The 25,894-nt window shown below is 72.2% G+C and carries 22 protein-coding genes; 11 read left to right on the top strand and 11 right to left on the bottom strand.

The window, feature by feature from the left end; translation table 11 throughout:
• Positions 1-16 precede the first annotated feature (16 nt).
• The gene (gene treZ / locus ACQCO7_RS33470) at positions 17-1,762 is read right to left on the bottom strand and encodes a malto-oligosyltrehalose trehalohydrolase (protein ID WP_464077347.1); all 1,746 of its coding nucleotides are present in this window, start codon (positions 1,760-1,762) and stop codon (positions 17-19) included.
• Between the two features lie 163 nt (positions 1,763-1,925).
• On the opposite strand from treZ, the gene ACQCO7_RS33475 reads away from it, so the two are divergent.
• Both ACQCO7_RS33475 and ACQCO7_RS33480 read left to right on the top strand, forming a co-directional pair.
• Positions 1,926-2,477, top strand: coding sequence for a DUF1707 and FHA domain-containing protein (locus ACQCO7_RS33475; RefSeq protein ID WP_338687493.1), 552 nt, complete (start codon positions 1,926-1,928; stop codon positions 2,475-2,477).
• Between the two features lie 63 nt (positions 2,478-2,540).
• Complete coding sequence (locus ACQCO7_RS33480; protein WP_464075297.1) at positions 2,541-2,936, top strand: SSI family serine proteinase inhibitor; 396 nt, start codon at positions 2,541-2,543, stop codon at positions 2,934-2,936.
• Between the two features lie 6 nt (positions 2,937-2,942).
• On the opposite strand, the gene ACQCO7_RS33485 is transcribed toward ACQCO7_RS33480, so the two are convergent.
• From ACQCO7_RS33485 to glgX, 3 genes are all read right to left on the bottom strand, one after another.
• Positions 2,943-4,184 carry a M14 family zinc carboxypeptidase gene (locus ACQCO7_RS33485; RefSeq protein WP_464075298.1) on the bottom strand — a complete coding sequence of 414 codons (1,242 nt, stop codon included), beginning with the start codon at positions 4,182-4,184 and terminating at the stop codon, positions 2,943-2,945.
• 202 nt (positions 4,185-4,386) lie between these two features.
• Entirely contained in the window at positions 4,387-6,750 is a 2,364-nt protein-coding gene (gene treY / locus ACQCO7_RS33490; protein ID WP_464075299.1) for a malto-oligosyltrehalose synthase, read from the bottom strand.
• Positions 6,751-6,808: 58 nt separating this feature from the next.
• The gene (gene glgX, locus ACQCO7_RS33495) at positions 6,809-8,935 is read right to left on the bottom strand and encodes a glycogen debranching protein GlgX (RefSeq protein WP_464075300.1); all 2,127 of its coding nucleotides are present in this window, start codon (positions 8,933-8,935) and stop codon (positions 6,809-6,811) included.
• Positions 8,936-9,193: 258 nt separating this feature from the next.
• Here glgX and ACQCO7_RS33500 point away from each other — a divergent pair, with 258 nt between their 5' ends.
• Positions 9,194-10,435 carry an SAV2148 family HEPN domain-containing protein gene (locus ACQCO7_RS33500; protein WP_464075301.1) on the top strand — a complete coding sequence of 414 codons (1,242 nt, stop codon included), beginning with the start codon at positions 9,194-9,196 and terminating at the stop codon, positions 10,433-10,435.
• Between the two features lie 108 nt (positions 10,436-10,543).
• Positions 10,544-11,266 carry an exonuclease domain-containing protein gene (locus ACQCO7_RS33505; protein WP_464075302.1) on the top strand — a complete coding sequence of 241 codons (723 nt, stop codon included), beginning with the start codon at positions 10,544-10,546 and terminating at the stop codon, positions 11,264-11,266.
• 72 nt (positions 11,267-11,338) lie between these two features.
• Here the strand turns inward: ACQCO7_RS33505 and ACQCO7_RS33510 are convergent, their stop codons facing one another.
• Positions 11,339-12,196: a phosphotransferase enzyme family protein gene (locus ACQCO7_RS33510; RefSeq protein WP_464075303.1), complete on the bottom strand. Its 858-nt coding sequence runs from the start codon at positions 12,194-12,196 to the stop codon at positions 11,339-11,341.
• Positions 12,197-12,437: 241 nt separating this feature from the next.
• On the opposite strand from ACQCO7_RS33510, the gene ACQCO7_RS33515 reads away from it, so the two are divergent.
• The 4 genes from ACQCO7_RS33515 (at position 12,438) to erm (ending at position 16,555) form a co-directional block, all read left to right on the top strand.
• Positions 12,438-13,325, top strand: a complete 888-nt coding sequence (locus tag ACQCO7_RS33515) for a carbohydrate ABC transporter permease (RefSeq protein ID WP_464075304.1) — start codon at positions 12,438-12,440, stop codon at positions 13,323-13,325.
• Positions 13,322-14,158, top strand: coding sequence for a carbohydrate ABC transporter permease (locus ACQCO7_RS33520; RefSeq protein ID WP_464075305.1), 837 nt, complete (start codon positions 13,322-13,324; stop codon positions 14,156-14,158). Before ACQCO7_RS33515 ends, ACQCO7_RS33520 begins: the two co-directional genes overlap by 4 nt.
• Positions 14,158-15,456, top strand: a complete 1,299-nt coding sequence (locus ACQCO7_RS33525; RefSeq protein WP_464075306.1) for an ABC transporter substrate-binding protein — start codon at positions 14,158-14,160, stop codon at positions 15,454-15,456. Before ACQCO7_RS33520 ends, ACQCO7_RS33525 begins: the two co-directional genes overlap by 1 nt.
• Positions 15,457-15,778: 322 nt before the next feature.
• Positions 15,779-16,555, top strand: a complete 777-nt coding sequence (erm, locus tag ACQCO7_RS33530) for an ErmE/ErmH/ErmO/ErmR family 23S rRNA (adenine(2058)-N(6))-methyltransferase (protein WP_464075307.1) — start codon at positions 15,779-15,781, stop codon at positions 16,553-16,555.
• Positions 16,556-16,725: 170 nt separating this feature from the next.
• Here erm and ACQCO7_RS33535 read toward each other — a convergent pair whose 3' ends face one another.
• Positions 16,726-18,969 (bottom strand): MMPL family transporter, encoded by a 2,244-nt coding sequence (locus ACQCO7_RS33535; RefSeq protein WP_464075308.1) that lies wholly within the window; start codon positions 18,967-18,969, stop codon positions 16,726-16,728.
• A 246-nt stretch (positions 18,970-19,215) separates the two neighbouring features.
• Between ACQCO7_RS33535 and ACQCO7_RS33540 the strand changes: the two genes are divergently transcribed.
• Entirely contained in the window at positions 19,216-19,770 is a 555-nt protein-coding gene (locus ACQCO7_RS33540; RefSeq protein WP_464075309.1) for a DUF1697 domain-containing protein, read from the top strand.
• Here the strand turns inward: ACQCO7_RS33540 and ACQCO7_RS33545 are convergent.
• Complete coding sequence (locus ACQCO7_RS33545; RefSeq protein ID WP_464075310.1) at positions 19,753-20,592, bottom strand: aldo/keto reductase; 840 nt, start codon at positions 20,590-20,592, stop codon at positions 19,753-19,755. The genes ACQCO7_RS33540 and ACQCO7_RS33545 overlap by 18 nt on opposite strands.
• Before the next feature lie 23 nt (positions 20,593-20,615).
• Here ACQCO7_RS33545 and ACQCO7_RS33550 point away from each other — a divergent pair, with 23 nt between their 5' ends.
• Both ACQCO7_RS33550 and ACQCO7_RS33555 read left to right on the top strand, forming a co-directional pair.
• A complete protein-coding gene (locus tag ACQCO7_RS33550; RefSeq protein WP_464075311.1) occupies positions 20,616-21,617 on the top strand; it encodes a ketopantoate reductase family protein in 1,002 nt (333 codons plus the stop codon).
• Positions 21,618-21,642: 25 nt separating this feature from the next.
• Positions 21,643-22,230 (top strand): TIGR03086 family metal-binding protein, encoded by a 588-nt coding sequence (locus ACQCO7_RS33555; RefSeq protein WP_464075312.1) that lies wholly within the window; start codon positions 21,643-21,645, stop codon positions 22,228-22,230.
• 7 nt (positions 22,231-22,237) lie between these two features.
• Here ACQCO7_RS33555 and ACQCO7_RS33560 read toward each other — a convergent pair whose 3' ends face one another.
• The 4 genes from ACQCO7_RS33560 to ACQCO7_RS33575 are packed head-to-tail and all read right to left on the bottom strand — an operon-like array spanning position 22,238 to position 25,877.
• Positions 22,238-23,044 (bottom strand): sirohydrochlorin chelatase, encoded by an 807-nt coding sequence (locus tag ACQCO7_RS33560; RefSeq protein ID WP_464075313.1) that lies wholly within the window; start codon positions 23,042-23,044, stop codon positions 22,238-22,240.
• A gap of 6 nt (positions 23,045-23,050) precedes the next feature.
• Positions 23,051-23,956: an ABC transporter permease gene (locus ACQCO7_RS33565; protein ID WP_464075314.1), complete on the bottom strand. Its 906-nt coding sequence runs from the start codon at positions 23,954-23,956 to the stop codon at positions 23,051-23,053.
• On the bottom strand, positions 23,943-24,728 hold the full coding sequence (locus ACQCO7_RS33570) for an ABC transporter ATP-binding protein (protein WP_464075315.1): 786 nt from the start codon (positions 24,726-24,728) through the stop codon (positions 23,943-23,945). The genes ACQCO7_RS33565 and ACQCO7_RS33570 overlap by 14 nt, the downstream gene beginning before the upstream one ends.
• Before the next feature lie 36 nt (positions 24,729-24,764).
• Complete coding sequence (locus tag ACQCO7_RS33575; RefSeq protein ID WP_464075316.1) at positions 24,765-25,877, bottom strand: aliphatic sulfonate ABC transporter substrate-binding protein; 1,113 nt, start codon at positions 25,875-25,877, stop codon at positions 24,765-24,767.
• Positions 25,878-25,894 lie beyond the last annotated feature (17 nt).

Genomic DNA, 25,894 nt, shown 5'->3' on the forward strand with positions numbered 1-25,894 from the left:
CCGTCCAGCACCGCCCTCAGTCCTGCTCCAGGACCGCACAAGCCTCCCCGGGCACCCGGAGCACCCCGTCGGCCCCCGGCGGCTCCACGGGCTCCCAGGCGGCCAGCACGCGGGCCGGGCGGGAGCCCAGGGGGACGGTCGCCGGGGTCGGGGCGAGGTTGACCGCCACGCGGATGTCGCCCCGGCGGAACGCCAGCCAGCGGGCGCCCTCGTCGTACGCCACGCGCAGGTCGGCGAGGTCGGGGTCCGTGAGGTCGGGGTGGGAGTGGCGCAGCGCGATCAGGGTGCGGTACCAGGCCAGCACGCGCGCGTGGGGTTCGCGTTCCGCCTCCGGCCAGTCCAGGCAGGAGCGGTCCCGGGTGGCCGGGGACTGCGGGTCGGGGACGTCCTCCTCGGCCCAGCCGTGCGCCGCGAACTCCCGCCGCCTGCCCCGCCGTACGGCCTCCGCGAGGTCCGGGTCGGTGTGGTCGGTGAAGAACTGCCAGGGCGTCGAGGCGGCCCACTCCTCGCCCATGAACAGCATCGGCGTGAACGGCCCCGTGAGGGTCAGCGCCGCCGCGCACGCGAGGAGGCCCGGCGAGAGGGACGCCGAGAGGCGGTCGCCCTGCGCGCGGTTGCCGATCTGGTCGTGGGTCTGGCTGTAGCCCAGCAGCCGGTGCGCGGCCGTCCGGGACCGGTCCAGGGGACGCCCGTGCCGGCGCCCCCGGAACGAGGAGTACGTCCCGTCGTGGAAGAAACCGTCCGTCAGGGTCTTCGCCACCGCCGCCAGCGGGGCGCGCGCGAAGTCGGCGTAGTACCCCTGCGACTCACCCGTCAGCGCACAGTGCAGCGCGTGGTGGAAGTCGTCGTTCCACTGCGCGTGCAGCCCGAAGCCCCCGCGCTCGCGCGGGGAGATCACCCGGGGGTCGTTCAGATCGGACTCGGCGATCAGGAACAGCGGCCGGCCGGTCTCGGCGGCGAGCGCGTCCACGGCCGCCGACAGCTCCTCCAGGAACGGGTACGCGCGCGTGTCCCGCAGCGCGTGCACCGCGTCCAGCCGTAGCCCGTCCAGCCGGAAGTCCCGCAGCCACGCCAGCGCGCTGCCCAGCAGAAACGATCTGACCTCGTCGGACCCGGCCGTGTCCAGGTTGACGGCGGCACCCCAGGGCGTGTGGTGCGTGTCCGTGAAGTACGGCCCGAACGCGGGCAGATGGTTCCCCGAGGGCCCCAGGTGGTTGTGCACGACGTCCAGGACCACCCCGAGGCCCAGTTCGTGCGCCCGGTCCACGAACCGCTTGAGGGCCTCAGGGCCGCCGTACGGCTCGTGCACGGCCCACAGGGACACGCCCTCGTACCCCCAGCCGTTCGTGCCGGGAAACGGGCACAGGGGCATCAGCTCGACGTGCGTGACGCCCAGCGCGGCGAGGTGGCCGAGGCGGTCCGCCGCCGCGTCCAGGGTGCCCTCGGGGGTGTACGTGCCGACGTGCAGCTCGTACAGCACCGCCTCCTGCAACGGGCGCCCCGCCCACGGCACGCGCCACGCGTACGCGCCCTGGTCGACGACCGCGCTCAGCCCGTCGGGGCCGTCCGGCTGGCGGCGCGAGCGCGGGTCGGGCAGCACGGGACCGTCGTCCACCGCGAAGCCGTACCGCGTGCCGTCGGACGCCTGGGCGTCGCCCGTCCACCAGCCCGCGCGCTGCGGATCGCGCTCCAGCGCGCGCGTGATGCCGTCGCCGTGGAGCGTCACACGGGACGCCTGCGGTGCCCACACCTCGAACTGCACGGACGGTTCCCCTTCGTCGGTGGCCCGTCCATCGTGGGCCATGGACGCCCGGTCCGCCCCACGAACGCCGCCACCGGGGCGGTAACCCGTCAAGTACGCGCGCGCGGGGCGTCGTTCTCCGGTTTTCTGGACACCCGGGGGCTACTGAAAGACAATCACCAGCGTGACGTCGTCCTTCGAGTTCAACACGTACCCCGCGCGGCTCTCCGACGTGGAGCGCGACAAGGCGCTGAAGGTGCTGCGGGACGGCGTCGCCATGGGGCGCCTGTCCCACGACACGTTCATCCGCCGCATGGAACTCGCGCTCTCCGCGCGCCGCTCCGACGAACTCGCCGCCCTCACCGCCGACCTGCCCCGCGAGAAACGCCTCTCGCGCCTGGTGTTCGGCAGCGTCGAGGCGGTCTCCGGGTTCACGGTCCGGCTGCGCAACGCCTGGCGCGCCGAGCGGCTCCCCAAGCTCCTGCTGCCCCTCCCCGGCGCCGGGCACCCCCTGCGGATCGGCCGCGACCCCGCCAACGGGCTGCGCCTGACCCACGAGACGGTCTCGCGCGTGCACGCCGAACTGAGCCACCAGGGCGGCATGTGGGTGCTGCGCGACCTCGGTTCCACCAACGGGACCACCGTCAACGGCCGGCGCGTCATCGGCGCCGCGATCGTCCGGGAGGGCGACCAGATCTCCTTCGGACGCGTGGAGTACCGCCTCGCGGCGGACTGACGTCCGCCGCACGTTCGGGTGACCCGGGTGGGGTGAGGCGGCACCGATGCCGATGCCTACGGCATGACACGTTTCCTCGTTCTCGCCGCCGCCCTGGCCCTCACGGCCCTCACCGCGCCCGCGCAGGCCGCCCAGAGCGCTCTACCGGGCAACTGGCTCCAGATCAGCGTCACCAAGGGCGACGGCCACTCCAGCGACACGCGCGGCGCCCTCCTGCTGTGCAACGACGTCCCCCAGGGGCACGCGCGCGCCGCCGAGGCGTGCGAGCAGCTCAGGGCGGCCCGCGGGGACATCCGGGCCGTCCCGGAGCGCGAGGGCCTCTGCACCCTCGTGTACGCCCCCGTCACGGCCTCCGCGCGCGGGCAGTGGAACGGACGGCCCGTGCGGTACCAGCAGACGTTCGGCAACCGGTGCGAGATGGCCATGAAGACCGGAGCCGTGTTCGCCCTGGACGACTGACGCCCCCTAAGCCGCTCTCCCGCGCGCGTGCAGCGCCGCCGCCACCACCGTGCGGGACTGGTGCTCCACCTGGTGGGGGAGCGGCACCCAGCGCGCGTGGAACTGGTCGGCGAACGAGGCGCTCCACACGCGCACCAGATGCTCAAGACGGGGCACCGCCCGGTCGTCGTGCTCGCGCAGCACCCGCAGGAGCATCGCCGCCGCCCGCAGCGGCAGCCGCCGGGCGAACGCGTCGACGCTGCTGACGTACGCGCGCGAGGTGTCCGCCGGGCGCGTGTGGGCCCAGTCCGAGGCCAGACCCGGCACCAGGCCGAGACCCCAGCGCGCGGCCCGCAGCAGGGGCCCCTCGGGTCCGTACAGGCGGGGCAGCGCCTCCCGGTGGACCTCCTCGACCATCCGCGCCTCGTCCAGCAGCCGGCGTGACAGGTGCCTGAGGGCCGCCGGAGGGTCCGGGTGGGGGGCGCGGTCGTGCACCAGGTCGCTCGCCCACATCGGGACCTCCACGACCGCCGTGAGGCCGCCGTAGCGGTGCGTGCGGTACCAGGTGCTGTTGCGCGCGTCGTCCGGCATGCTCGGGTACGCCGCGCCCGCCCCGGGCCCCGGCATCACGTGCACGCCGGGCCCGGACACCGGCCAACCCACCGCGTCCGAGGCGCCCGTCTCCACCGGGATCCGCAGGCGCGCCGCCGACCGCGCGAACGGCGCCGCGAGCCCCGGGATGTCCCGCGTCAGCTGCACCCAGCTGCCGCCCAGGTCGGTGCCGTGCAGCGACACCTGGAGGTAGGGCCGCAGCTCGTCGATCACACCGGTCAGCGCGCGCGTCTCGGGCGGCAGCCGGTGCGCGGGCAGCGCGGCCGGCGACCACTCCGGCTGCTCGGGACCGGCCGGGCGGAAGAATCCCAGGTGGTAGTCCAGCAGGCTGCGCGGCGCGGGCGTGCTGTGCAGGCTCGCGCCGTCCGGGTCCGCGCACACCAGGAAGTGCCACGACCGCCCGGCACGCAACCGCCGCTCCCGCAGCACCTGTTCGGCCAGCGACAGCAGCGTGGGGCCACCCGTCGGCTCGTTCGCGTGCGCCCCCGCCACGACGAGCACCGCCCGGCGCGCGTGCCCGACGGACAGCAGGTGCAGCGGCCGTCCCGCGCGCGAGACCCCCACCTGCCGCATCCCGCACAACCCGGGCCGCCGCACGGCCAACGCGCGCGCGGACGAGGTCAGTTCGGCCAACGTCGGATAGCGCGGCTCCGGCAAGACTCACCCCCGTCACAGGTCCTGCTCCGCCCTCCCACTACCCCACGCCCGCCAGACGCTGTCAAGGACGCCGGAGGCCGGTGGTACGGGAGAGCAGCAGGGAGGACATCGGCGGACGTACGGCGTCGGCGCGCACGCCGGGCGCGCGGAACAAGGCGTACGCGGGCGCGTGACCAGCACCGCGCGCCTGACCCGGCCCGGTTCACGCCCCGACGCACTCCAGCAGGGCGACCGGCAGACGACCGAGAACGTCCTCCACGCGCGCGTGCCCCTCGAACACCCGCCCGTCCCCCAGGGCATCGGCCCACCGCCCCGGCGGCAGCGGCAGCACCGTCCCCCGCCAGCCGCCCCCCTCGGCCAGCCGCAGCGACAGCCGCGTCACGGCGGCGACCACCGCGCCGGAGCGCACGTACGCCAGACAGTGGCCGGCCGCCTCCCCGCGCGCGGGCAACGGCGTGTACGTCGCCGACGCGCCGAACACCTCGGGACGGCGTCGGCGCAGGCGCAGGGCGGCGGCCGTGAGGGCGGCCTTCTCGTCGGGAGCGGCCTTCTCACCGGCAGCGGCTTTGTCACCGGCAGCGGCTTTGTCGTCGGGAAGCGGCGCAGGGAAGCGCGCGGGGTGCCGGTTGTCGGGGTCCACCAGGGCCAGGTACTCGCTCTCGGTGCCCTGGTAGACGTCCGGCACGCCCGGCATCGTCAGGTGCACCAGGGCGGTCGCGAGGACGTTCGCCCGGATGTGCGGGGCGAGGTCCCGGCGCGCGGCCAGCACCTGTTCCGCGCCCGTTGGGCCTTTTGCGACGAACGCCTCCACCGCCTCCTCGTACGCCGCGTCGCGCTCCGTCCAGCTCGTGCGCAGGCCCGCTTCCCGGACGTGCTTCAGCAGCGCCTCGCGCAGGCGCGCGGGGTCGGCGGGGCCGAGGCCGAAGACCGTCTGCCAGGCCGCCCACGCGAGCTGCGGGTCCTCGAACGCGGGGAGCCCGGCGACCAGTCCGGCCCACCGCTCGGGGCACTCGGTCAGGACCGCGAGCGCCGCGCGGACGTCGGCGCTGCGCTTCGTGTCGTGCGTCGAGACGACCGTCCCGCCGGTCGGCCAGTCGCGCTGCACGCGCGCGCAGTACGCGTGGAACGCGTCCGGCGACACGGCGGGCTCCCCGGGATCGCCGCCCACCTCCGTCGCCGACAGCAGGGGCACGTACCGGTAGAACGCCGTGTCCTCCACGGACTTGGCGCGCAGCGCGGACGAGGTCTGGGCGAACCGGGTGCGCAGCTCGGCGCCGTGCGCGTCGGTGCCCAGGAGCAGGTTCCGGACGACGTCCACCGCGCCCGCCTCCTGCGGAACCGCGAACGCCGCGCGGGCCTGCCGGGCGGCCTCCTCGGTGAGGACGGACGCCGGGTCGGCCGAGGGGTAGGGGCGGTAGACCTCCATGCGGACCAGGAGTTCCGTGAGCGCCGTGCGCAGGGTCCAGGGGGCGCGGTCGCGGGCGGCGGGGTCGGGGGAGGCGGCGCAGGCGCGGACGGCCGTGCGGGTCAGGCGGTCGAGCTCGGCGGCGAGTTCGTGGGTGAGGGTCGTGTACGCGGCCCGCCGGACGGTCGCCGGCCAGTCGCCGCCCTGATCGGCCTGAGCGCCCGTCAGGCGGCCGTACGCGGCCAGAAGGCCGGAGTACCCCACCGGGTCCGTGAGAAGGCCGTCCACGCGGCGCAGGGCGTCGTAGCCGGTCGTCCCGGCCACCGGCCAGGAGTGGGGGAGGTGTTCGCCGGCCGAGAGGATCTTCTCGACGACCGTCCAGCGCCCGCCCGTCGCCCGGTGCAGCCGCTCCAGGTAGGCGTCCGGGTCGGCGAGGCCGTCGGGGTGGTCCACGCGCAGGCCGTCCAGGACACCGCCGTCCAGGAGGCGCAGCAGGGTGGCGTGCGTGGCCTCGAAGACCTCCGGGTCCTCCACCCGGACCCCGATCAGCTCCGAGATGCTGAAGAACCGCCGGTAGTTCAGCTCCGTGCGCGCCAGCCGCCACCACACAGGCCGGTACCACTGGGCGTCCAGCAGCTCCGGCAGCGGCAGCCCGGCCGTCCCCGCGCGCAGGGGGAGGACGTGGTCGTAGTACCGCAGCGTCCCGTCCTCGACCCGCAGCCGCTCCAGCTCGTCCCCCGCCGGGCCCCCGAGCACCGGGAGGAGCATCCGGCCGCCCCGCGCCTCCCAGTCGACGTCGAACCAGCGCGCGTACGGGGACGCCGGGCCCTCCCGCAGCACCTCCCACAGCGCGCGGTTGTGCCGGGGCGCCAGCGCCATGTGGTTCGGCACGACGTCCGCGACCAGTCCGAGACCGTGCGCCCGCGCGGTGCCGGCCAGCGCCCTCAGCCCCTCCTCGCCGCCCAGCTCGCCCCGTACGCGCGCGGGGTCGACGACGTCGTAGCCGTGCGCCGAACCCGGCACCGCCTCCAGGACCGGCGACAGGTGGAGGTGCGACACCCCCAGGGAGGCCAGGTAGGGGACGGCCTGCGCCGCGTCCGCGAAGGTGAACGCCGGCTGGAGCTGGAGCCGGTAGGTGGCTGTGGGGTGTCGAGGGGTCATGCAGGGGTTGGTACCCGGGAGAGCGGGGTTCTGTACCGGGACCCGGGGAACCCGCGTGCTACGCCGGGCGTTGAAGTACCACCACGCTCCGGTCGAGCAGGTGCAGGTGGTCGCCCGCCGACACCTTGAGGCCGCTCCCGGCGGGCGGCGGAGTGGGGTGGGCGGTGTCGACGGTGAGGTGCCAGCGGGGGCCGTGGTCCACGGGGACCACGAAGTCCAGCGGGGTCGGGGAGGGGTTGAACATGAGGAGGAACGAGTCGTCGGTGATGCGCTCGCCGCGCGGGCCCGGCTCCGAGATGGCGTGCCCGTTGAGGAACACCGTGAGCGCCGAGGCGGTCGCCGAGGTCCAGTCCCGGTCGGTCATCTCGCGGCCCTCCGGGGTGAACCAGGCGATGTCGGAGAGGTCGTCGTGAGTGCCCTCCACGGGCCGGCCGTGGAAGAAGCGCCGGCGCCGGAAGACGGGATGCTCCCGGCGCAGCCACACCAGCGCGCGCGTGAAGGCGAGCAGGTCGTCGTCCTGCGGGCCGTCCGCGTCCGGGTCCGGCCAGTGCACCCAGGACAGCTCGCCGTCCTGGCAGTACGCGTTGTTGTTGCCGCGCTGGGTGCGCCCGAACTCGTCGCCGTGACTGAGCATCGGCACACCCTGGGAGAGCATCAGGGTCGCGATGAAGTTGCGGGTCTGGCGCGCGCGCAGGCGCAGCACCTCGGGGTCGTCCGTGTCGCCCTCGGCCCCGCAGTTCCAGGACCGGTTGTGGCTCTCGCCGTCCCGGTTGCCCTCCGCGTTGGCCTCGTTGTGCTTCTCGTCGTACGACACGAGGTCGCGCAGCGTGAAACCGTCGTGGCAGGTCACGAAGTTGACGGAGGCCAGCGGGCGGCGCCCGTCGTCCTGGTAGAGGTCGGAGGAGCCGGTCAGCCGGCCCGCGAACTCCGCGAGCGTGCGCGGCTCACCGCGCCACAGGTCCCGCACGGTGTCGCGGTACTTGCCGTTCCACTCGGTCCACAGCGGCGGGAAGTTGCCCACCTGGTAGCCGCCCTCGCCGACGTCCCAGGGCTCCGCGATCAGCTTCACCTGGGAGACCACCGGGTCCTGCTGCACCAGGTCGAAGAACGACGACAGCCGGTCCACCTCGTGGAACTGCCGCGCCAGGGTCGCCGCGAGGTCGAAACGGAACCCGTCGACGTGCATCTCGGTCACCCAGTACCGCAGCGAATCCATGATCATCTGGAGGACGTGCGGGGACCGCATCAGCAGCGAGTTCCCCGTCCCCGTGGTGTCCGTGTAGTACCGGCGGTCGTCCGCCAGCCGGTAGTAGCTCCCGTTGTCGATGCCCCGGAACGACAGCGTCGGCCCCAGGTGGTTGCCCTCGGCCGTGTGGTTGTAGACGACGTCCAGGATCACCTCGATGCCCGCCTTGTGCAGCGCGCGCACCGCCGACTTGAACTCCAGCACCTGCTGTCCGCGGTCGCCCCAGGACGCGTACGCGTTGTGCGGCGCGAAGAAGCCGATCGTGTTGTAGCCCCAGTAGTTGCTCAGGCCCAGGTCGGCGAGCCGGTGGTCGTTCACCGACTGGTGCACCGGCATCAGCTCCAGCGCCGTCACCCCCAGGCGCGTCAGATGCCCGATCACCGCCGGGTGCGCGAGACCCGCGTACGTGCCCCGCAGCTCCGGCGGCAGCTCCGGATGCAGCATCGTCAGGCCCTTCACGTGGGCCTCGTAGATCACCGTGTGGTGGTAGTCCACGCGCGGGGGCCGGTCGTCGCCCCAGTCGAAGTACGGGTTCACCACGACCGACGTCATCATGTGCGGCGCGGAGTCCAGGTCGTTGCGTTCCTGGGGCGCGTCGAAGTGGTGGCCGTACACCTCCTCGCCCCAGCGCACCGTACCGGCGACCGCGCGCGCGTACGGGTCGAGGAGCAGCTTCGCCGAGTTGCAGCGCGGCCCGCGCGCGGGCTCGTACGGGCCGTGCACGCGGAAGCCGTAGCGCTGACCGGGCATCACCCCGGGCAGGTAGGCGTGCCGGACGAACGCGTCGCTCTCGCGCAGCTCCACCGCTGTCTCCGAGCCGTCGTCGTGCAGCAGACACAGCTCCACTCGGTCCGCGGCCTCCGTGAAGAGCGCGAAGTTCGTACCGGCGCCGTCGTACGTGGCACCCAGGGGATACGCCTGTCCAGGCCAGACCTGCATGGGACGACTCTTCCAGGGTTGTCGCGGACATGTGGGCCGTACGACCGTATGGTGAACCGGGGTCGGTCCAGTTCTCCAACTCGCCCGTGGACGGCCGACCGTTATGACTCCGCTCACTTCCTCCCCATCCGCAGGGCGATGGATTCGAGGCAGCCGCGAACGACCCTGTCCATCCGGCTGCACCGCCGACCGCTCCCGGAGTACCCTTCCTTGATCGTTGGGACGGGGAGACTCGGGGGAGCGGAAGGCGGTGCTTGGGTGGGCTCGGGAGGGCTGGAGCTGCCCCCTGGTGACGAGGGTCACGAGGGCGGCTCGGCGGACGCCCCGCCCGGCGCGGTGTCGCTGGCCAGACCCATGGACGCGGCGGGGGCCATCGGACCGGAGCTGGACTGGGACGCCGACGCCTGGCGCGAGGTACGCACCCGCGCGCAACGCGCCGGCCGGGCCTACATCTGGCTGAACCTCGTCGAACAGCGCCTGCGCGCGGTCGTGTCGGCGGTCCTGCGGCCCGTGTACGAGCCCGTGCACGGCGACGACTGGGTCGTCGCCGCGGCCGGGCCCGCCGGGCAGGAGTGGGTGCAGCGCGCGGTCGCCGTCCGCGAGGTCAGCCGCCGCAAGGGCTACCTCCTCGACCCCGCCGACGACAACGTCATCTCGTTCCTGACGCTCCCGCAGCTGCGCGAGCTGATGGTCCAGCACTGGCCCTGCTTCGAGCCGTACTTCGACGAACGGCGCGACGTCGAACTCGCCCTCGACGAGCTGGAGGTCACCCGCAACGTCGTCTCCCGCAACCGCGCGCTGTCCGGGAACGTCCTCAGCCAGGCCGAACGCGCCTCCGCGCGCCTGCTGGAGATGCTCGGCACGAGCGGCGACGTGCCCTCCGCGCGCCGGCTGCCCGTCGACGCCGTCGAGGACCTCGTCGGCGACCGGTACGCCGACGTCGTCGCCGTCCACTCCGACCGCGTACGGCTCATGCGGCAGTTCCCCGCCGAGGACCTCTTCGGGAGCGCGCGCCGGATCGACGCCATCGGCATCGGCCTCAACCTGCTCGTGCAGAACTTCTCGGGGCGCCGCCTCGTGCGGCTCGCCGAAGGGGGCGGGCGCGTACGACTGCTGTTCATCAACCCCGCCTCCAGCGCCGTCAAGCGCCGGGAGCGGGAACTCGGCATCAAGCGCGGCGAGCTGAGCCGGGCCGTCGAGATGAACATCCTGCACATGCGCCGGGTGCGCTCCCGGCTGCGCGACCCCGGGGCCTTCCAGATCCAGGTGTACGACGAGACGCCCCGCTTCACCGCCTACCTCGTCGACGGGGACGGCCCCGACGGGATCGCCGTCGTCCAGTCGTACCTGCGCGGTATGCGCGGGATGGAGGCGCCGGTGCTCGTGCTGCGCGGCGGCAACCGGCTCGTCAAGGCCGGGGACGCGGAGGAGGGCGGGCTGTTCCCGGCGTACCGCGAGGAGTTCGAGCTGGCCTGGGCGGATTCGCGGCCTGTGTCCTGAAATCCGGTGCCCGGTGCGAGGGATGCGGAAGGCGGCCCTCCGGTTGTCAGTGGCTCGTGGCAGGGTGGAGACCACTGGGGGAAAGCACCACCGAGAAGGGGGGCCGACATGGCCTGGCACCAGGAGCTGATGATCGGGTTCGACCTGGAGACGACGGGGACGGATCCGCGGGAGGCGCGCATCGTCACCGCGGCCGTGATCGAGGTCGTGGGCGGGGAGGTGCGCGGAAGCCGCGAGTGGCTCGCCGACCCGGGGGTCGAGATCCCGGCGGACGCGGTCGCCGTCCACGGGATCAGCAACGAGCGCGCGAGCGCGGAGGGCAGGCCGGCCGACGAGGTCGTGGGCGCCGTCGCCGACGCGCTGGCGGGCGCCTGGAGGGGCGGGGTGCCCGTCGTCGCCTACAACGCCGCGTTCGACCTCACCCTGCTCTCGGCGGAGCTGCGGCGGCACGGACTGCCGTCCCTGCGCGAGCGGCTGGACGGCCAGGAGCCCGCGCCCGTCGTCGACCCCTACACGATCGACCGGCACGTCGACCGGTACCGGCGCGGCAAGCGCAACCTGGAGGCCGTCTGCGCGGAGTACGGCATACGCCTCGACGCCGCCCACGACGCCTCCGCCGACGCCCTGGCCGCCGCCCGGCTGGCCCGCGCGATAGCCGGACGGCACGCCAAGGTCGCCGACCTCGGGGTGGGGGAGCTGCACCGGCGGCAGGTCGGGTGGTACGCGCAGTGGGCCGCCGACTTCCAGGCGTTCCTGCGGAAGAAGGGCGAGGCGGAGGCGGTCGTGGACGGGGTGTGGCCGGTGCGGGAGGTCGTCCCGCAGGAGGCGTGAGGGAGCCGGAAGACGTCGCGCGGGGGCGTGAGGGGCGCCAGCCTCATGCGGGGGCGTGCGAGGTGCGGTCGGTCAGAACGGGTACCAGCGGACCGATGCGTCGCCCGTGCGCAGGGAGGCGACCCGGCGGGTGAACTCGGTCAGGGCCTTGGGGTTGGTGGGGGTGTGCTGGGCCACCCAGGCGCAGCTCGCGGTCTCGCGGGCGCCCCGCAGGACGGCGCAGCCGGACCAGGTGCGGACGTCCCAGCCGTAGGCGGCCGTGAAGGCGTCGTACGCGGGGGCGGGCAGGGCGTAGCGGTCGTGGGAGAGGGCCATCACGACCAGGTCGTGCTCGCGCAGGTCGGTGGAGAAGGTCTCCAGGTCGACGAGGACGGGACCGTCGGGGCCGATGTGGACGTTGCGGGGGAGGGCGTCGCCGTGGATGGGGCCCGGCGGGAGATGAGGGGTGAGCGCAGCCGCCGACGCCGCGAAGCTGTCGCGCCGTTCCCGCAGATACGCCGCGTCCGCCGGGTCGATCGCGGCACCGGCCAGGCGCAGCCAGCGCTCCACGCCGGACAGCAGATCGCGCGGGGGGAGGGTGAACGGGGGTGCGGGAAGGGCGTGCACGAGGCGGAGGAGTCCGGCCAGGTCGCCGGGTTCCGCGGGGCGTACGGCGTCCGGGAGGCGGTGCCATACCGTCACCGGGTGGCCGTCGACGAGCAGCGGCTCCGACTCGGCCGCGCGGACCGCGGGGACACCCTCCTTCGCGAGCCACGCGGCGATCGCCGTCTCCCGGCGCGCCCGCTCGAACAACTCGGCGTCCCGGCCCACCTTGACGACCAGATCGCCCAGCTCGAACACGGCGTTCTCGCCGAGCGCGAGGAGCCGCGCGTCCGGCGCGCCCGGCAACTCCGCCAGGGCCAGCACCTCGCGCGCGCGTGCCTCGTCCATGTGCCTGCCTCCGCTTTCCGCTGTGGGGTTTCCTGCTGTGGGGTTTCCCGCTGGGGGTGACCCGACCGCACCCGCCGCCGCTGGGATCCGCCTGAGCCGTCCCCCGCCGCTGTCGTGATCCGGCCATGAGGCCGCCAGTGTCGCATTCCCACTGGTGAGCCCCCGCGCGCGGTGTCTTGACGGGGGTCGGTGGGTTCACGACCATGGCGGGGCCCGTCGGAGCTGTGCGAAGGGGTGGTGTGTGAGGGTGCGGCAGGGTGTGCTGGACCGAGGGGCGTGGTTCCTGGTGTTACCCGCGCTCGTACCGATCCTGGTGCTGAGCGTGGGGCCTCTGCTGTACGGGATTCTGCTCGCGTTCACCGACGCCCAGTCGGGGCGGACGCAGGCCACGCAGTGGATCGGCGGGCTCAACTTCCGTGACCTGCTGGACGACACGCTGTTCTGGGAGTCGTTCCGGATCGGCCTCGTGTGGGCGTTCGCGGTGACCGTGCCGCAGTTCCTGCTGGCGCTCGGGCTCGCGTCGCTGCTGAACCAGGGCCTGCGCTTCGGCTGGCTCGCCCGGGCGCTGGCGATCGTGCCGTGGGCGATGCCCGAGGTCGTCGTCGGGATCATGTGGCGGCTCGTGTACCACCCGGACGCCGGAATCCTCAACGAGACGCTGCGCAACCTGGGGTTGGGCGACGGCAGGGACTGGCTCGGCGGACTCGGTACGGCGTTGCCGGCCGTGATCGTCGTCGGCGTGTGGGCGGGCCTGCCGACGACGACCGTCGCGCTGCTCGCCGGGCTCCAGAACACGCCGCGTGAACTCCACGAGGCCGCGCAGGTCGACGGCGCGGGCGCCTGGCGCCGGTTCCGCACCGTCACCTGGCCCGCGCTGCGGCCGATCGCCCTCGCGATCACCGCGCTGAACTTCATCTGGAACTTCAACTCCTTCGCCCTGGTCTATGTGTTGACCAGCGGCGGCCCCGGCGGACGGACCCGGCTGCCGATGCTGTTCGCCTATGAAGAGGCATTCCGCTACGGCCAGTTCGGGTACGCGGCGGCGATGGGATGCGTGATGGTGGCGGTCGTCGCGATGTGCCTCGCGGTGTTCCTGGCCGGACGGCTCAAGGGAGGTGACGAGCGGTGAGGAGGCTCGGACGGCCCGCGCTGGCCGGAAAATACACAGCGCTGCTCGCGTATCTCGTGTTCCTCGCCTTCCCGTTGCTGTGGCTGCTGTCCACCGCGTTCAAACCGCCCCGGGAGCTGGGGAGTTCGCACCCGACGTGGATCCCGAGGGACCCGACGCTCGACAACTTCCGGCAGGCGTTCGACGAACAGCCCCTGCTGCGCGCCGGGTTGAACTCGCTGCTCGTCGCGGCGACGGCCGCGCTGATCGCCGTGGCCGTCGCCACCCCGATGGCGTACGTCCTCGCGCGGCGCCGGACGCGGCTCGCGCGGGCGGTCGGCGGGTGGGTGGTCGTGAGCCAGGCGTTCCCGTTCGTGCTGTTGATCATCCCGCTCTTCCTGGTGCTGAAGAACCTGCGGCTGATCGACTCGCTCGCCGGGCTCGTGATCGTGTACGCGGTGTGGGCGCTGCCGTTCGCGCTGTGGATGCTGACCGGGTATGTCCGCGCTGTGCCACGGGAGTTGGAGGAGGCGGCGGCCGTCGACGGGGCCGGGCGGCTGCGGACGCTCGTGTCGGTGACCGCGCCGCTGCTGGCGCCGGGGATCGCGGCCACGGCGATGTTCGCGTTCGTCACCGCGTGGAACGAGTTCTTCTTCGCGCTGGTGCTGCTGAAGACGCCGGAGAAGCAGACGCTGCCGGTGATCCTGACGCACTTCATCGGGGCGGAGGGGGTCGCGGATCTCGGGCCGTTGGCGGCGGCTTCGTTCCTGGCGACCCTGCCCTCGCTGGTGGTGTTCGCGTTCATCCAACGCCGGATCACGGGAGGACTGTTGGCCGGGGCGGTGAAGAGCTGATGCGCGTGAAGGCTTGGAGGGGCGGGGCGTCGAGACTCGTCGCGGCGCTGCTCCTGGCGTTCCTGGCCGCCTGCTCCTCCGGCAGCTCCGGCGACGACGGCCGCGTCACCCTCCGCTTCCAGTCCCTCGCCTGGCAGGACGAGTCCGTCGCCGCCACCAAGGCGCTCGTGAAGGAGTGGAACGCCACCCACCCCGATATCAACGTCAAGTACGTCCAGGGAAGTTGGGACAGCGTCCACGACCAGCTCCTCACCTCCTTCGAGGGCGGCGACGCCCCCGACGTCATCCACGACGCCTCCGACGACCTCGCCGACTTCGCGTACGGCGGCTACCTCGCCGACCTGACCGGCCTGCTCCCCGCCCGCCTCAAGTCCGATATCCCCGACCGAAGTTGGGCGACGACGACCTTCGGCGACGGCATCTACGGCGTCCCGTTCCTCCAGGAACCGCGCGTCCTGATCGCCAACGCGACCTGGCTGCGCGCGTCCGGTGTACGCATCCCCACACCCCAACAGCCCTGGACCTGGCCGGAGTTCAGGGAGATCACCCAACAGCTCAGCGGCGACGGCAAGTTCGGCGTCGCCTGGCCCCTGCGCGAGCCCGTCTCCGCCACGCTCAACCTGTCCCTCTCGGCGGGCGGGCAGCTCTTCCACCGAGGGGACGACGGGAAGGTCACCATCCGCATGGGCGCGGGCGACACGGTCGTACCGCAGACCATCCACGACCAGGTCGACGTGGACCACAGCGCCTCCGACTCGACGCTGGGCAGCGGGGGTTCGGACACGCTCCCCGGGTTCTTCGGGGGCAAGTACGCGATGGTCCCCCTCGGCTTCTCCTACCGGCAGCAGATCTCCCAGCAGGCACCCAAGGGCTTCGAGTGGCAGGTGCTTCCCGCGCCCGCCGGTGCCACCGGGCTCACCCAAGGGGTCAGCCCGCAGACGCTGTCCGTCGCGCGGGACAGCCGCCACAAGAAGGAAGCCGTCGCCTTTCTCGACTTCCTCCTGCGCCCGCCCAACATGGTCCGCCTCGCCCTCGGCGACTGGATGCTCCCCACGGGGACAACCGCCTTGCAGGACCCGGCGCTTCACACCGCCGAACACGGCTGGGCCACCGGCACCGCCCTCGCCGGTCACCTCGTCCCCGCGCCCGCGCAGGCCGTGCGCGGCTACCCGGAGTGGAAGGACAAGGTCGCCGCACCCGCCCTCCAGGAGTACTACAGCGGGGCGATCGGCCTCGACGAACTCCGCCAACGGCTGGAGAGGGACGGGAACTTGGTGCTCGCGCGGTACCAGCGGTGAAGGGGCCGGCGGAAAATGCGTTGCCCGGGGTCCCGGGGCCTTCTAGCGTCGGGTTCGTGGCAGCGAACTGCGCGATCATCAACACCGGTCTCGGCCGGGGTGTCACGTACTCCATTCGGATGCGTCGTCTCCCCGGAACCCTGACCGGTCCGGGGTGCGACACCCGCTGACGGCCGAGCCGCCGGGTCGTCCTTCTCTCCCGTACGCCTGATCAGGGTGCACGCAATGCGCGTGTGCCCCCTTGGCGTGCCCATCTCCTGTCTTCCGGTCGGGGTCACGGCTGCCCGTTCCCCAAGAACCCGGAAGACGAAGGACGTTGGCCATGGCCCGCCCATCCCCTGCCGCACGCGCGCTCTCCCAGAACTTCCTCGCGGACCGCGCCGCCGCGCGGGAGCTTGCCCGACTCGCCGTGCCGCACGGTGAGATCGTCCCCTTGATGCTCGAAGTCGGCGCGGGGAAAGGCGCGTTGACCGAGCATCTCGCGCCGCGCTGCCATGAACTGCGGGCGTACGAGATCGATCGGCGGCTCCTGTCCGGGCTGCGCGCCCGGTTCGCCGCAGCGCCTCAAGTCGCCGTGATCGGCGGGGACTTCCTTGCCGCGCCGGCGCCTCGGACGCCGTTCTCCGTCGCCGGGAACGTGCCCTTCTCGCGTACGGCGGACATCGTGGACTGGTGTCTGCGGGCGCCTGGACTCACCGACGCGACGCTGCTGACTCAGCTCGAATACGCCCGCAAGAGGACGGGGGACTACGGGAGTTGGACTCTGGTGACGGTTCGGAGCTGGCCCCGGTACGAGTGGCGGCTGGCCGGGAGGGTGGCGCGGACGCGGTTTTGGCCGGTGCCCCGGGTGGATGCCGGGGTGGTGCGGATCGAGCGGCGGTCTGTGCCGCTGGTCGAGGCCAGGGCGTACGGGCGGTGGGTCGAGCTGGTCGAGGTGGGGTTCTCCGGGGTCGGGGGGTCGTTGCACGCCTCGTTGCGGAGGGTTCGTCCGAGGCGGCGGATCGATGCGGCGTTCCGGGCAGCGAGGTTGGATACGCGGGCGCTCGTAGGGGAGGTGGGGCCGGGGGAGTGGCTGCGGATGTTCGAGGTACTGGGGTGAAGGTGTGTAAGTAGGCCCAGCCCACCGCTCTTCGCCCGACCCTCGACTCCCGACCCCTGACCCCTGACCCTCAACTCTTGACGGCTGACGGCTGACGGCTGACGGCTGACGCCAACGCCGAAGGCCCGTCGACTCCCCCGGAAGTCGACGGGCCCTCAGCGCCTACCGGTTCACACCCTCACCGGCGTCTTCTCCTCCCCGGCCGCAGCCCCCGCGACCGCCTCCGCCGACTCGTCGTGCGTCAGATCCGGCATCCAGCGCAGCCACTTCGGCAGATACCAGTTCCGCTCCCCGAGCAGCGCCATCACCGCCGGCAGCAGCACGCCTCGGATGACCGTCGCGTCGATGAGGACGGCCGCCGCGAGGCCCACCCCCATCTGCTTCATCGACTGCATCGACAGCGTCCCGAAGATCGCGAACACGGCGACCATGATGACGGCGGCGCTGGTGACGACCCCGGCGGTGGTGACGACGCCGTGCGTGATGGCGTCGCGGGTCGTCCGCCCCCGCATCCGCGCCTCGCGGATCCGCGAGACCACGAACACGTGGTAGTCCATCGAGAGCCCGAAGAGGATGACGAACAGGAACAGCGGAAGCCAGGTCACGATCGCCCCGACCCCTTCCGCGCCCACCAGCGACGCGCCCCAGCCGTGCTGGAAGACGGCGACGAGAATCCCGTAAGCGGCGCCCACGGAAAGGAGGTTGAGGGCGATCGAGGTGATCGCGATGGTGAGCGAGCGGAACGACACCAGCATCAGCAGGAAGGCGAAGACGACGACGAACGCGAACACCGGCGCGACGGAGCCCACGAGTTGCTCGTTGAAGTCGTGCGAGCCGGCCACCTCACCGGTGACGGGCGCCTGAACTCCCGCCACCTTGCCGAGAGTTGCCGGCCGGACCTCGTCGCGCAGCTTGACCAGGCTCTTCCCGGCCTCGTCCAGATCGGACCCGCCGACCAGCGGGACGTACACGTAGGCGAGGTTCTGTCGCTGGTGCACCTTGATCTCGACGGGCCCGCGCGAGGCCCCCGAAGCGACCGCCTCGGCCTTGAACCGCTCCAGCGCGGACCGGACTTCGGGCGCGGAGATGTCCTTGGCCCTGACGACGACCTCGGCGGGCGCCGTACCCCCGGGGAACGCCTCGTTGACGCGGACGTACGTCTGGACGATGGGGAGCCGGTCGCCGAACTCCTTCTCCAGCGTGAGGTTCTGGGTCTTCATGCCGAGCGCGGGCGCGGCGATCGCGAGGAGCGCACCGCCCGCGACGGCCACGGAGACCCACGGCCGGGCGAGGACCCGCTTCAGTACGGCCGACCAGAACCGGTTCTCGGAGACGCCCCGCCCGGACCGCCGCCGCAGGAACGGCAGCCGGCCCTTCTCAACTCGCCCGCCCAGCAAGGAAAGCAGCGCCGGCAGCACCGTCACCGACCCGACCATCGCCACCGCGACGACCATCAGCGACGCCAGCCCCATCGCCTCGAACTCCGCCAGCCCCGTGAACAGCATCCCCGCCATCGCGACGCACACCGTCACCCCGGAGACGACGATCGCCCGCCCACTGGTCGCGGCGGCGATCCGCAGCGCGGTCTGCGGATCCCGCCCGGCCTCGCGTTCCTCGCGCTCGCGGCGCAGGTAGAACAGGCAGTAGTCGACGCCGACGGCCAGCCCGACCAGCAGCATCACGGAGTCGGCGGTGTCACTCATCGGCTGGAGGTGGCTGACGACGCCCATCAGGCCCATCGTCGCCATGATCGCGGTGAGCGCGAGCGCCACCGGCAGCAGCGCCGCGACCAGCGCGCCGAACGCGATCAGCAGGATGCCGAGCGCGACGGGCACGGCGGAGTACTCGGCCTGCTTGAAGTCGTCGCCGAACGCGTCGGAGAACGTCTTCTTCATGCTGGCGGAGCCGATCTCCTCGATCCGCAGCGAGTCGGCGTACCGCTGCTGCACGGCAGCAACCGTTTTCAGCACCGGTTCCACCCGGTCGCCCGCCGTCTCGGCGTCGCCGCGCATGTCGAACTGGACGAGGGCGCTGCGCCCGTCCTTCGAGACCGTGTCCGTGTCGTACGGGGAGGTGACGTCGGTGACCAGGCCGGTCTTCTCGACGGCGCCGATCACCGCCTGTACGGCCTGCCGGAACTCGGCGTCCGTGGCCTTGAGCCGACCGCCCTTGGCCTGCAACAGGACGGTCTCACCGGCCGGTTCCTCGATGCCGGAGTCCTTGATGATCGTGGCGGCGGTGTGCGTTTCGCCCTTCAGGTCGTCCGCGTCGCCGACGTCCACCCGGCCCATCGCCGAGCCGACGCCCATCGCCAGCACGACGAACAGCACCCAGATCCCTACGGCCGCCCATCGGTGGCGTGCGCTCCAGCCGCCGGCGCGGGCCGCGAAACCCCGCACGTCTGCCTTCCCCATGACCGGCCATCCCCCCAGGTTCCGACGACGACCCTCTGTCCTCGCCTTTGCATCGAAGGTATGGCGCGGATAAGAACCGTTCCTCGTGCCCACCGGTGAAGTCCTGGCCTGCGCACTCATCCCCACGGACCGCGCTCTCTCATCGCGGCGGAGGACCACGGCCCCTTACACGCATCGGGGTCGACTCCCTCCCCCCTCGGGGGTGCGCCGCCGTGACCAGCGCCGATCGCCCCCTACCCTGACCCCATGACGACGATCTACGCGACCCTCCTGCGCGGCATCAACGTGGGCGGCAACCGCAAGCTCCCCATGGCCGACCTGCGCGCTCTGCTGGAAGGGCTCGGGTACGGCGACGTCCGTACGTATCTCCAGAGCGGGCAGGCCGTGTTCTCCACGGACGGTGACGAGGCGTCCCTCGCCGCACAGGTCGAGCGGGCCATCGAGGAGCGCTTCGGGTTCGCCGTCGACGTCCTCGTCCGCGACCACGCCTACCTCAAGTCGATCGTCGACGCATGTCCCTTCCCCGCGGCCGAGTTGGAGCCGAAGCAACTCCACGTCACCTACTTCTCCACCCCCGTGGACGCCGGCCGCTTCGCCGGGATCGACCAAGTCGCCTTCCTCCCCGAGGAGTTCCGCATCGGCGACCGCGCGCTCTACCTCTACGCCCCCGACGGCCTCGGCCGCTCCAAGCTCGCCGAGCAACTCGCCCGCCCCCGCCTGACGAAGGGCACCGTCGCCACCAGCCGGAACTGGAACACGGTAGTGAAACTGGTCGAGTTGACCTCACCCCAGCCGAGCTAGCTCCTCGTCCGAGAGCGGTACGGAGCCGGCGTCCAGGTTCTCCTCCAGGTGCGCCGGCGACCCCGTACCCGGCGTCGGACACAGCACCGGCGACCGGTGCAGCAGCCACGACAGCGCGACCTGCCCCGCGGTCACCCCGCGCGCGGCGGCGACGGCCGTACACGCCGGGTCGGTCGTGAGCGTGCCGTTGCCCAGCGGGAACCAGGGCAGGAAGGCGATCCCGCGTTCCTCACACACCGTCAGAAGCCGTTCCGAAGAACGGTCCTGGAGGTTGTACCGGTTCTGCACGGACGCGATCCGCGTCGACTCCAGTGCCTCACCGAGCTGCTTTGGCGTCACCGTGTCCAGCCCGACCAGCCGGATCTTCCCCTCCGCCCTCAACTCGTCCAGCGCACCGAGCTGTTCGGCCATCGGTACGCCGGGGTCGAGCCGGTGCAGCTGGTACAGGTCGATCCGCTCCGTCCGCAGTCGCCTGAGGCTCGCCTCGCACATCTCCCGCAACCGCTCCGGCCGCCCGTCCACATGCCAGGCGCTGTCGCCCGTCCGCACGACCCCGCCCTTGGTGGCGACCACCACCCCCGCCGGGTACGGGTACAGCGCCTCGGCCACCAACTCCTCGGCGACACCGGGCCCGTAGTTGTCCGCCGTGTCGATCAGCGTCACCCCGCGCTCGACAGCCCGCCGCAGCACGGCCACCGCGTCCCGGGCGTCCCCGCGCGGCCCCCAGTAGCCGGGGCCGGTGAGCTGGGCGGTGCCGAAGCCGAGGCGGCGGACGGGGAGTTCACCGCCGAGTACGAACGTCTCCTGAAAAGCGCTGGTCATCCGGCAGACCTTACGCTCGTCCCATGCGCTACATCATCATCGGAGCAGGAGCCGTCGGCGGCACGATCGGCGGGCGTCTCGCGGGGGCCGGACGGGAGGTCGTCCTGGTCGCACGCGGCGCGCACCACGCGGCACTTCGGGAGAACGGGCTGCGACTGCACGTCCCCGAGGGCGAGTCGACGTACCGGCTCCCCGTCGTCGACGGACCTGAGGCGCTCGGCGAACTGCGCGCCGACGACGTCCTGATCCTCGCCGTCAAGACGCAGGACAGCGAGGCAGCCCTCGCCGCCTGGGGTCCGGCGCCGGTCACCGGGGGCGGCACCGCTGCCGAGCAACTCCCCTTGCTGTGCGCCCAGAACGGTGTGGAGGGCCAGCGCATCGCCCTGCGCCGCTTCACGCACGTGTACGGCGTCTGCGTGTGGCTGCCGTCCGCGCACATCGAACCCGGCGTCGTCTCGGCGGCCGGGTCCCCGCTGACCGGCATCCTCCACCTCGGCCGCTACCCGCACGGCACGGACGCCACCGCCCACCGCATCGCCGAGGACCTCGAAGCGGCGAAGTTCGAGGCGCCCGTCGTCCCCGACGTGACGCGCTGGCAGTACGCGAAGCTGCTCACCAACCTCGCCAACTCCCTGGAAGCAGTGGCCGGTTCGGAGGGAGCGACGGCGCTGTGGGAGCAGGTGCGGGCGGAGGGGGAAGCGGTGCTGAAAACGGCGGGAATCGCTTGCACAAGTACGCAGGAGGAGAAGGCGCTGCGCGGCGACAAGATCACCCTCGTCCCGCTCCCCGGCACCCCGCGCGGCGGCGGTTCCTCGTGGCAGTCGCTCGCGCGGGGCACGGGCAGTATCGAGGCCGACTACCTCAACGGTGAGATCGCGCTCCTCGGGCGCCTGCACGGCGTACCGACTCCGCTGAACACGCTCCTCCAGCGGCTGGCGAACGAGTTCGCGCGCGAGCGGCGCGAGGCCGGGTCGCTGCCGGTCGAGGAGCTGCTGAGGCTTGTCGCGTTTGTTCAAGAGAGCTGAGCGGACGGTCCCTAGCGTGGGGTGCATGACGAACGACACCTACGCCCACCTGGTCGAATGCGCCGCCGAGGCGGCCCGGGTCGCCCGTGGCGTCCCGGCGGCACGGCTCGACGGGCCCACGCACTGCGGGGACTGGGACCTGCGCACCCTCGTCAACCACTGGGTGCTGTACACGTCCCACGGCCTGGAGCACCGCGCCCTGCGCACCCAGCTCCCGGAGAAACTCACAGAAACCGATTTCACCGCCGATCCCGACTGGGCCGACGCCTACGCCGCCCAACTGGACCGCGTGCTCGCCGCCTGGTCCGAACCGGCCGTCTGGGAGGGCGAGATCGACCTCGGGTACGCCACCCTGCCCGCCACCGAACTCGCCGAGCTGCTGATCAAGGAGACGGCCCTGCACGGCTGGGACGTGGCGGTCGCCACCGGTCAGGAGTTCCGCGTCTCGGAGGGGACCGCCGCCTTGGTGCTGGACGTGGTCCTGAAGCACGGAGACCTCTACCGGCAGTACGACGGTTTCGCCGCGCCGGTCCAAGTCCCCGACGACGCACCGGCGTTCGACCGCGCGCTCACCGAGAGCGGCAGGGACCCCCGGATCGGCGCACCGAGGTGACTCCGGCTCACCCGCCGAAGCGGACGCCGGTCGCGAGCAGGGCGAGGGGTTCCGGACCCGTGAGGTGCCCCGCGTTGTCGTACCGCGCGAAGCTGCCTGCCTCGTCGTACCGCCGCAACAACACCCGCGCCACCTCCGGCGCAGGCCCCAGCACCTCCGCCAGGACGTCCGCCCCGGCCGCCCCCCGCGCGATCCGGTCCGGCAGGAAGCCCGGCGCGAGGACGTACGGCGCGACCGCGATCCGGCGGCAGCCGAGGGAGCGCAGCTCCCGTACCGCGTCCTCGGTGGGAGGCAGTGCCGCGGAGGCGAACGCGGGTCGCACGGCGCACCAACCGGTGTGCCACCACTCCCGCGCGATGTCGGCGATCACCGCGATCGCCTCCGGGTCGGTGGACCCCGCCGAGGCCAGCACGACCCCGGTCGAGGACTTGTCGGCGGGTGTCAACCCCGCCTCGTACAGGCGGCGTTCGAGTGCCGACACCAGCAGCGGCGACGGGCCGAGGACCGCCGCCTGACGGATCCGCAGCGAGGCCGGCGCGTTTGCCAGCACCGCCGGGATGTCCGCCTTGGCGTGGAAGGCGCGGGTCAGCAGCAGCGGCAACGCCACCACGTCCCGCACGCCTTCAGCCGCCAGGGACTCCAACACCTCAGGGACGGACGGAGAGTTGAAGTCCAGGAAGCCGGTCTCCACGCGCAGCCCCGGCCGCAGCGACCGCACGCGCCGCACGAGCGCGTGGACGGTCGCGGCGTGCCGCGGATCGCGGCTGCCGTGGGCGACAACCACGAGGACGGGGCGAACCGGCTTGCTGCGCACGGGAGTTCAGTTCCTCACCAGCAGGCCGCGACTGCGCAGCACCCGCCGCTCCAGCGGACTGAAGATCAGCAGGTCGATCGCGATGCCGACGAACAGGATGAGGACGATCGCCTCGAACACCATCGCCATGGAACTGGCGTTGCGGCCGTTCTCCAGCAACGCGCCGAGACCGATGCCGAGATCGGGCGAGGAGGCGATGATCTCGGCGGCCATCAGCGACCGCCAGGAGAACGCCCACCCCTGCTTCAGACCCGCCAAGTAGCCGGGCAGGGCAGCCGGCATGACGATGTGCCAGGCACCCTTCAGCCCTGTCGCCCCCATCGTGCGGCCGGCCCGCAGGAACAGCGGCGGCACCTGGTCGATGCCGGACACCAGACCGTTGGCGATGGACGGGACGGCGCCGAGCAGGATCACCGCGTACATCATCGAGTTGTTCAGGCCCAGCCAGATCACGGCCGGCGGCACCCACGCCACCGACGGCAGCGACTGGAGCCCGGACAGGATCGGCCCGATCGCGGCGCGCACGAACTTCACCCGCGCGACCAGGAGTCCGAGCGGGGTGCCGATGGCGAGCGCGAAGAGGAAGCCGAGCAGGCCGCGCGAGACGCTGGTCCAGATGTAGTCGAGGAGGCGCCCCTCCAGCCAGGCGCTCTTGAACTCCGCGCCCACGTCGGACGGCGAGGGCAGCTTCGTCGGGTCGTCGACGACCTTGAAGGTGATCAGCGCCTGCCAGACGAGGACCACCAGGACGACGGCGACGACGGGCGGCAGGATCTTCGTCCGGAACGTGACGAGGAACGGCGTACGGCCTGTCGCGGACGACTCCAGCGCGTCGAGGCCCGCCTCCAGACCGCCGAGACCGGCGCTCTCCTTCTCCTGCTTCTCCTGCGGGGTGGTCTCAGTGCTGGCCATGACGGCGGATCTCCCCACGCAGTACTTCGGTGATCTCCAGGGACAGTTCGGCCACCGGCGCGTCCTCGATGCGGCGCGGCTGCGGGATGTCCACGGTCCACTCGCGGGCCACCCGGCCGGGCCGCGACGACAGCAGGACGACGCGCTGCGCGAGCCGCACCGCCTCGCGCACGTTGTGCGTGACGAACAGGACGGACACGCCCGTCTCGGCCCAGATCCGGGTCAGTTCGTCGTGCAGGACGTCCCGCGTGATGGCGTCGAGCGCGGCGAACGGCTCGTCCATCAGCAGGAGTTGGCTGTCCTGGGCGAGCGCGCGGGCCAGCGCGACGCGCTGGCGCATGCCGCCGGAGAGTTCGTGCACGCGCTTGCCGTACGAACCCTTCAGCCGGACCAGCTCCAGCAACTCCTCGGCGCGGGTGCGACGTTCGGCCTTCGCCACGCCCCGCAGTTTCAGGGCGAGTTCGATGTTCTTGCCCGCGGTGAGCCACGGGAACAGGGCGTGCTCCTGGAACATCAGAGCCGCGCGCCCGTCGGTCGTGATGGTGCCGGCGGAGGGCTCGTCGAGGCCCGCCACCAGGTTGAGCAGGGTCGACTTGCCGCAGCCCGAGGCCCCCAGGAGGGTGACGAACTCGCCCGGCGCGACATCCAGCGTGATGTCGTCCAGGACGAGCTGCTGTCCGGCGGGCCCGGCGAAGGACTTCGAGACGTGCTCGATACGGGCCGCGTGCTCCACCGACGCGGCGTCGGCGGCCTTGGCGAGAGCGGTTGCCATGATCGTCACCTCCTGGGAACTCGGGGGAATCCGGGCTTACTTGACGCCGAGACCGGCGTCGGTGACAGCGCCGGCGCCCTCGGCCTTCAGCACCTTGTTCAGGAGCGTCAGGTCGTAGATGCCGGCCAGCTTCGGCTTCGCGAGGAGACCGGCCTTGACCGCGTGCTCCGCCTCCGAGTCGAGGGTGGCGGCCAGCGGGTCGTCGGTGAACTGGATCGACGACCACGCCGGGTCGAGGACGGCCGCCGGGAGCGCCTTGCCCGAGTCGATCTTCAACTGGGCGTTGGCCGCGGCCTTCGCCTCGGCCGGGTTCGCGTTGATCCACTTGTTGGTGTCGACCGACGCCTTCAGGACCGCCTCGACGGCCTTCGGGTGCTCGGTCAGGAACTTCTGCGACACGATGATGTTCGTGATCACGAACTTCTTGTCGGGCCACAGCGACGCCTCGTCGAGCAGCACCTTCGCGCCCTCGGCGACCAGCTTCGACGCGGTCGGCTCCGGCACCCAGGCGCCGTCGATGGAACCGGACTTGTAGGCGTCCGGCGTCACCTTGTTGTCGGTGCGGACGACGGAGACGTCACCCTTGCCGCTCTGCGCGTCGACCTTCCAGCCCTGCTCGGCGATCCAGTTGAGGAACGCCACGTCCTGCGTGTTGCCGAGCTGAGGGGTCGCGATCTTCTTGCCCTTGACGTCCGCGACCGACTTGATCTTCGCCGGGTTCACGACCAGCTTGACCCCGCCGGACGCCGAACCGCCGATGATCCGCAGGCTCTTGCCGTCCGACTTGGTGTAGCCGTTGATCGCGGGGGAGGGGCCGATCCAACCGATGTCCACGGAACCGGCGTTGAGCGCCTCGATCTCCGAGGGCCCCGCGTTGAAGGTCCGGTACGCCGCCTTGGTGGCGCCCAACTCCTTCTGGAAGAAGCCCTTCTGCACCCCTACCAGCGCGGTGCCGTGGGTCAGGTTGCCGAAGTAGCCGATCTTGACCGAGTCGAGGCCGTCGATCTTCTCGGCCCCGGCGGCGACCTTCTGTTCCGAGGGGGTGTCCTTGGACTCGGAGCCGTAGCCGCAGGCGGCAAGTGTCAGCAGGGGAAGGGCGGTTGCCGCTACGAGAGTGCGGCGGATGAGCGAGGAGCGGGAGGCAGGCACGGGAGGTGTTCCTCTCG

The organism is Streptomyces saintjeani (assembly GCF_055409605.1).

Bases quoted from the DNA above. Each gene is read 5' to 3' on its own strand.
- ACQCO7_RS33525 (WP_464075306.1), top strand. From the start codon at position 14,158: ATGCGCGTGAAGGCTTGGAGGGGCGGGGCGTCGAGACTCGTCGCGGCG.
- ACQCO7_RS33555 (WP_464075312.1), top strand. From the start codon at position 21,643: ATGACGAACGACACCTACGCCCACCTGGTCGAATGCGCCGCCGAGGCG.
- ACQCO7_RS33550 (WP_464075311.1), top strand. From the start codon at position 20,616: ATGCGCTACATCATCATCGGAGCAGGAGCCGTCGGCGGCACGATCGGC.
- ACQCO7_RS33540 (WP_464075309.1), top strand. From the start codon at position 19,216: ATGACGACGATCTACGCGACCCTCCTGCGCGGCATCAACGTGGGCGGC.
- ACQCO7_RS33545 (WP_464075310.1), bottom strand. From the start codon at position 20,592: ATGACCAGCGCTTTTCAGGAGACGTTCGTACTCGGCGGTGAACTCCCC.
- ACQCO7_RS33570 (WP_464075315.1), bottom strand. From the start codon at position 24,728: ATGGCAACCGCTCTCGCCAAGGCCGCCGACGCCGCGTCGGTGGAGCAC.
- ACQCO7_RS33535 (WP_464075308.1), bottom strand. From the start codon at position 18,969: ATGGGGAAGGCAGACGTGCGGGGTTTCGCGGCCCGCGCCGGCGGCTGG.
- treY (WP_464075299.1), bottom strand. From the start codon at position 6,750: ATGACCCCTCGACACCCCACAGCCACCTACCGGCTCCAGCTCCAGCCG.
- ACQCO7_RS33565 (WP_464075314.1), bottom strand. From the start codon at position 23,956: ATGGCCAGCACTGAGACCACCCCGCAGGAGAAGCAGGAGAAGGAGAGC.
- ACQCO7_RS33505 (WP_464075302.1), top strand. From the start codon at position 10,544: ATGGCCTGGCACCAGGAGCTGATGATCGGGTTCGACCTGGAGACGACG.
- ACQCO7_RS33510 (WP_464075303.1), bottom strand. From the start codon at position 12,196: ATGGACGAGGCACGCGCGCGCGAGGTGCTGGCCCTGGCGGAGTTGCCG.
- erm (WP_464075307.1), top strand. From the start codon at position 15,779: ATGGCCCGCCCATCCCCTGCCGCACGCGCGCTCTCCCAGAACTTCCTC.
- glgX (WP_464075300.1), bottom strand. From the start codon at position 8,935: ATGCAGGTCTGGCCTGGACAGGCGTATCCCCTGGGTGCCACGTACGAC.
- ACQCO7_RS33480 (WP_464075297.1), top strand. From the start codon at position 2,541: ATGACACGTTTCCTCGTTCTCGCCGCCGCCCTGGCCCTCACGGCCCTC.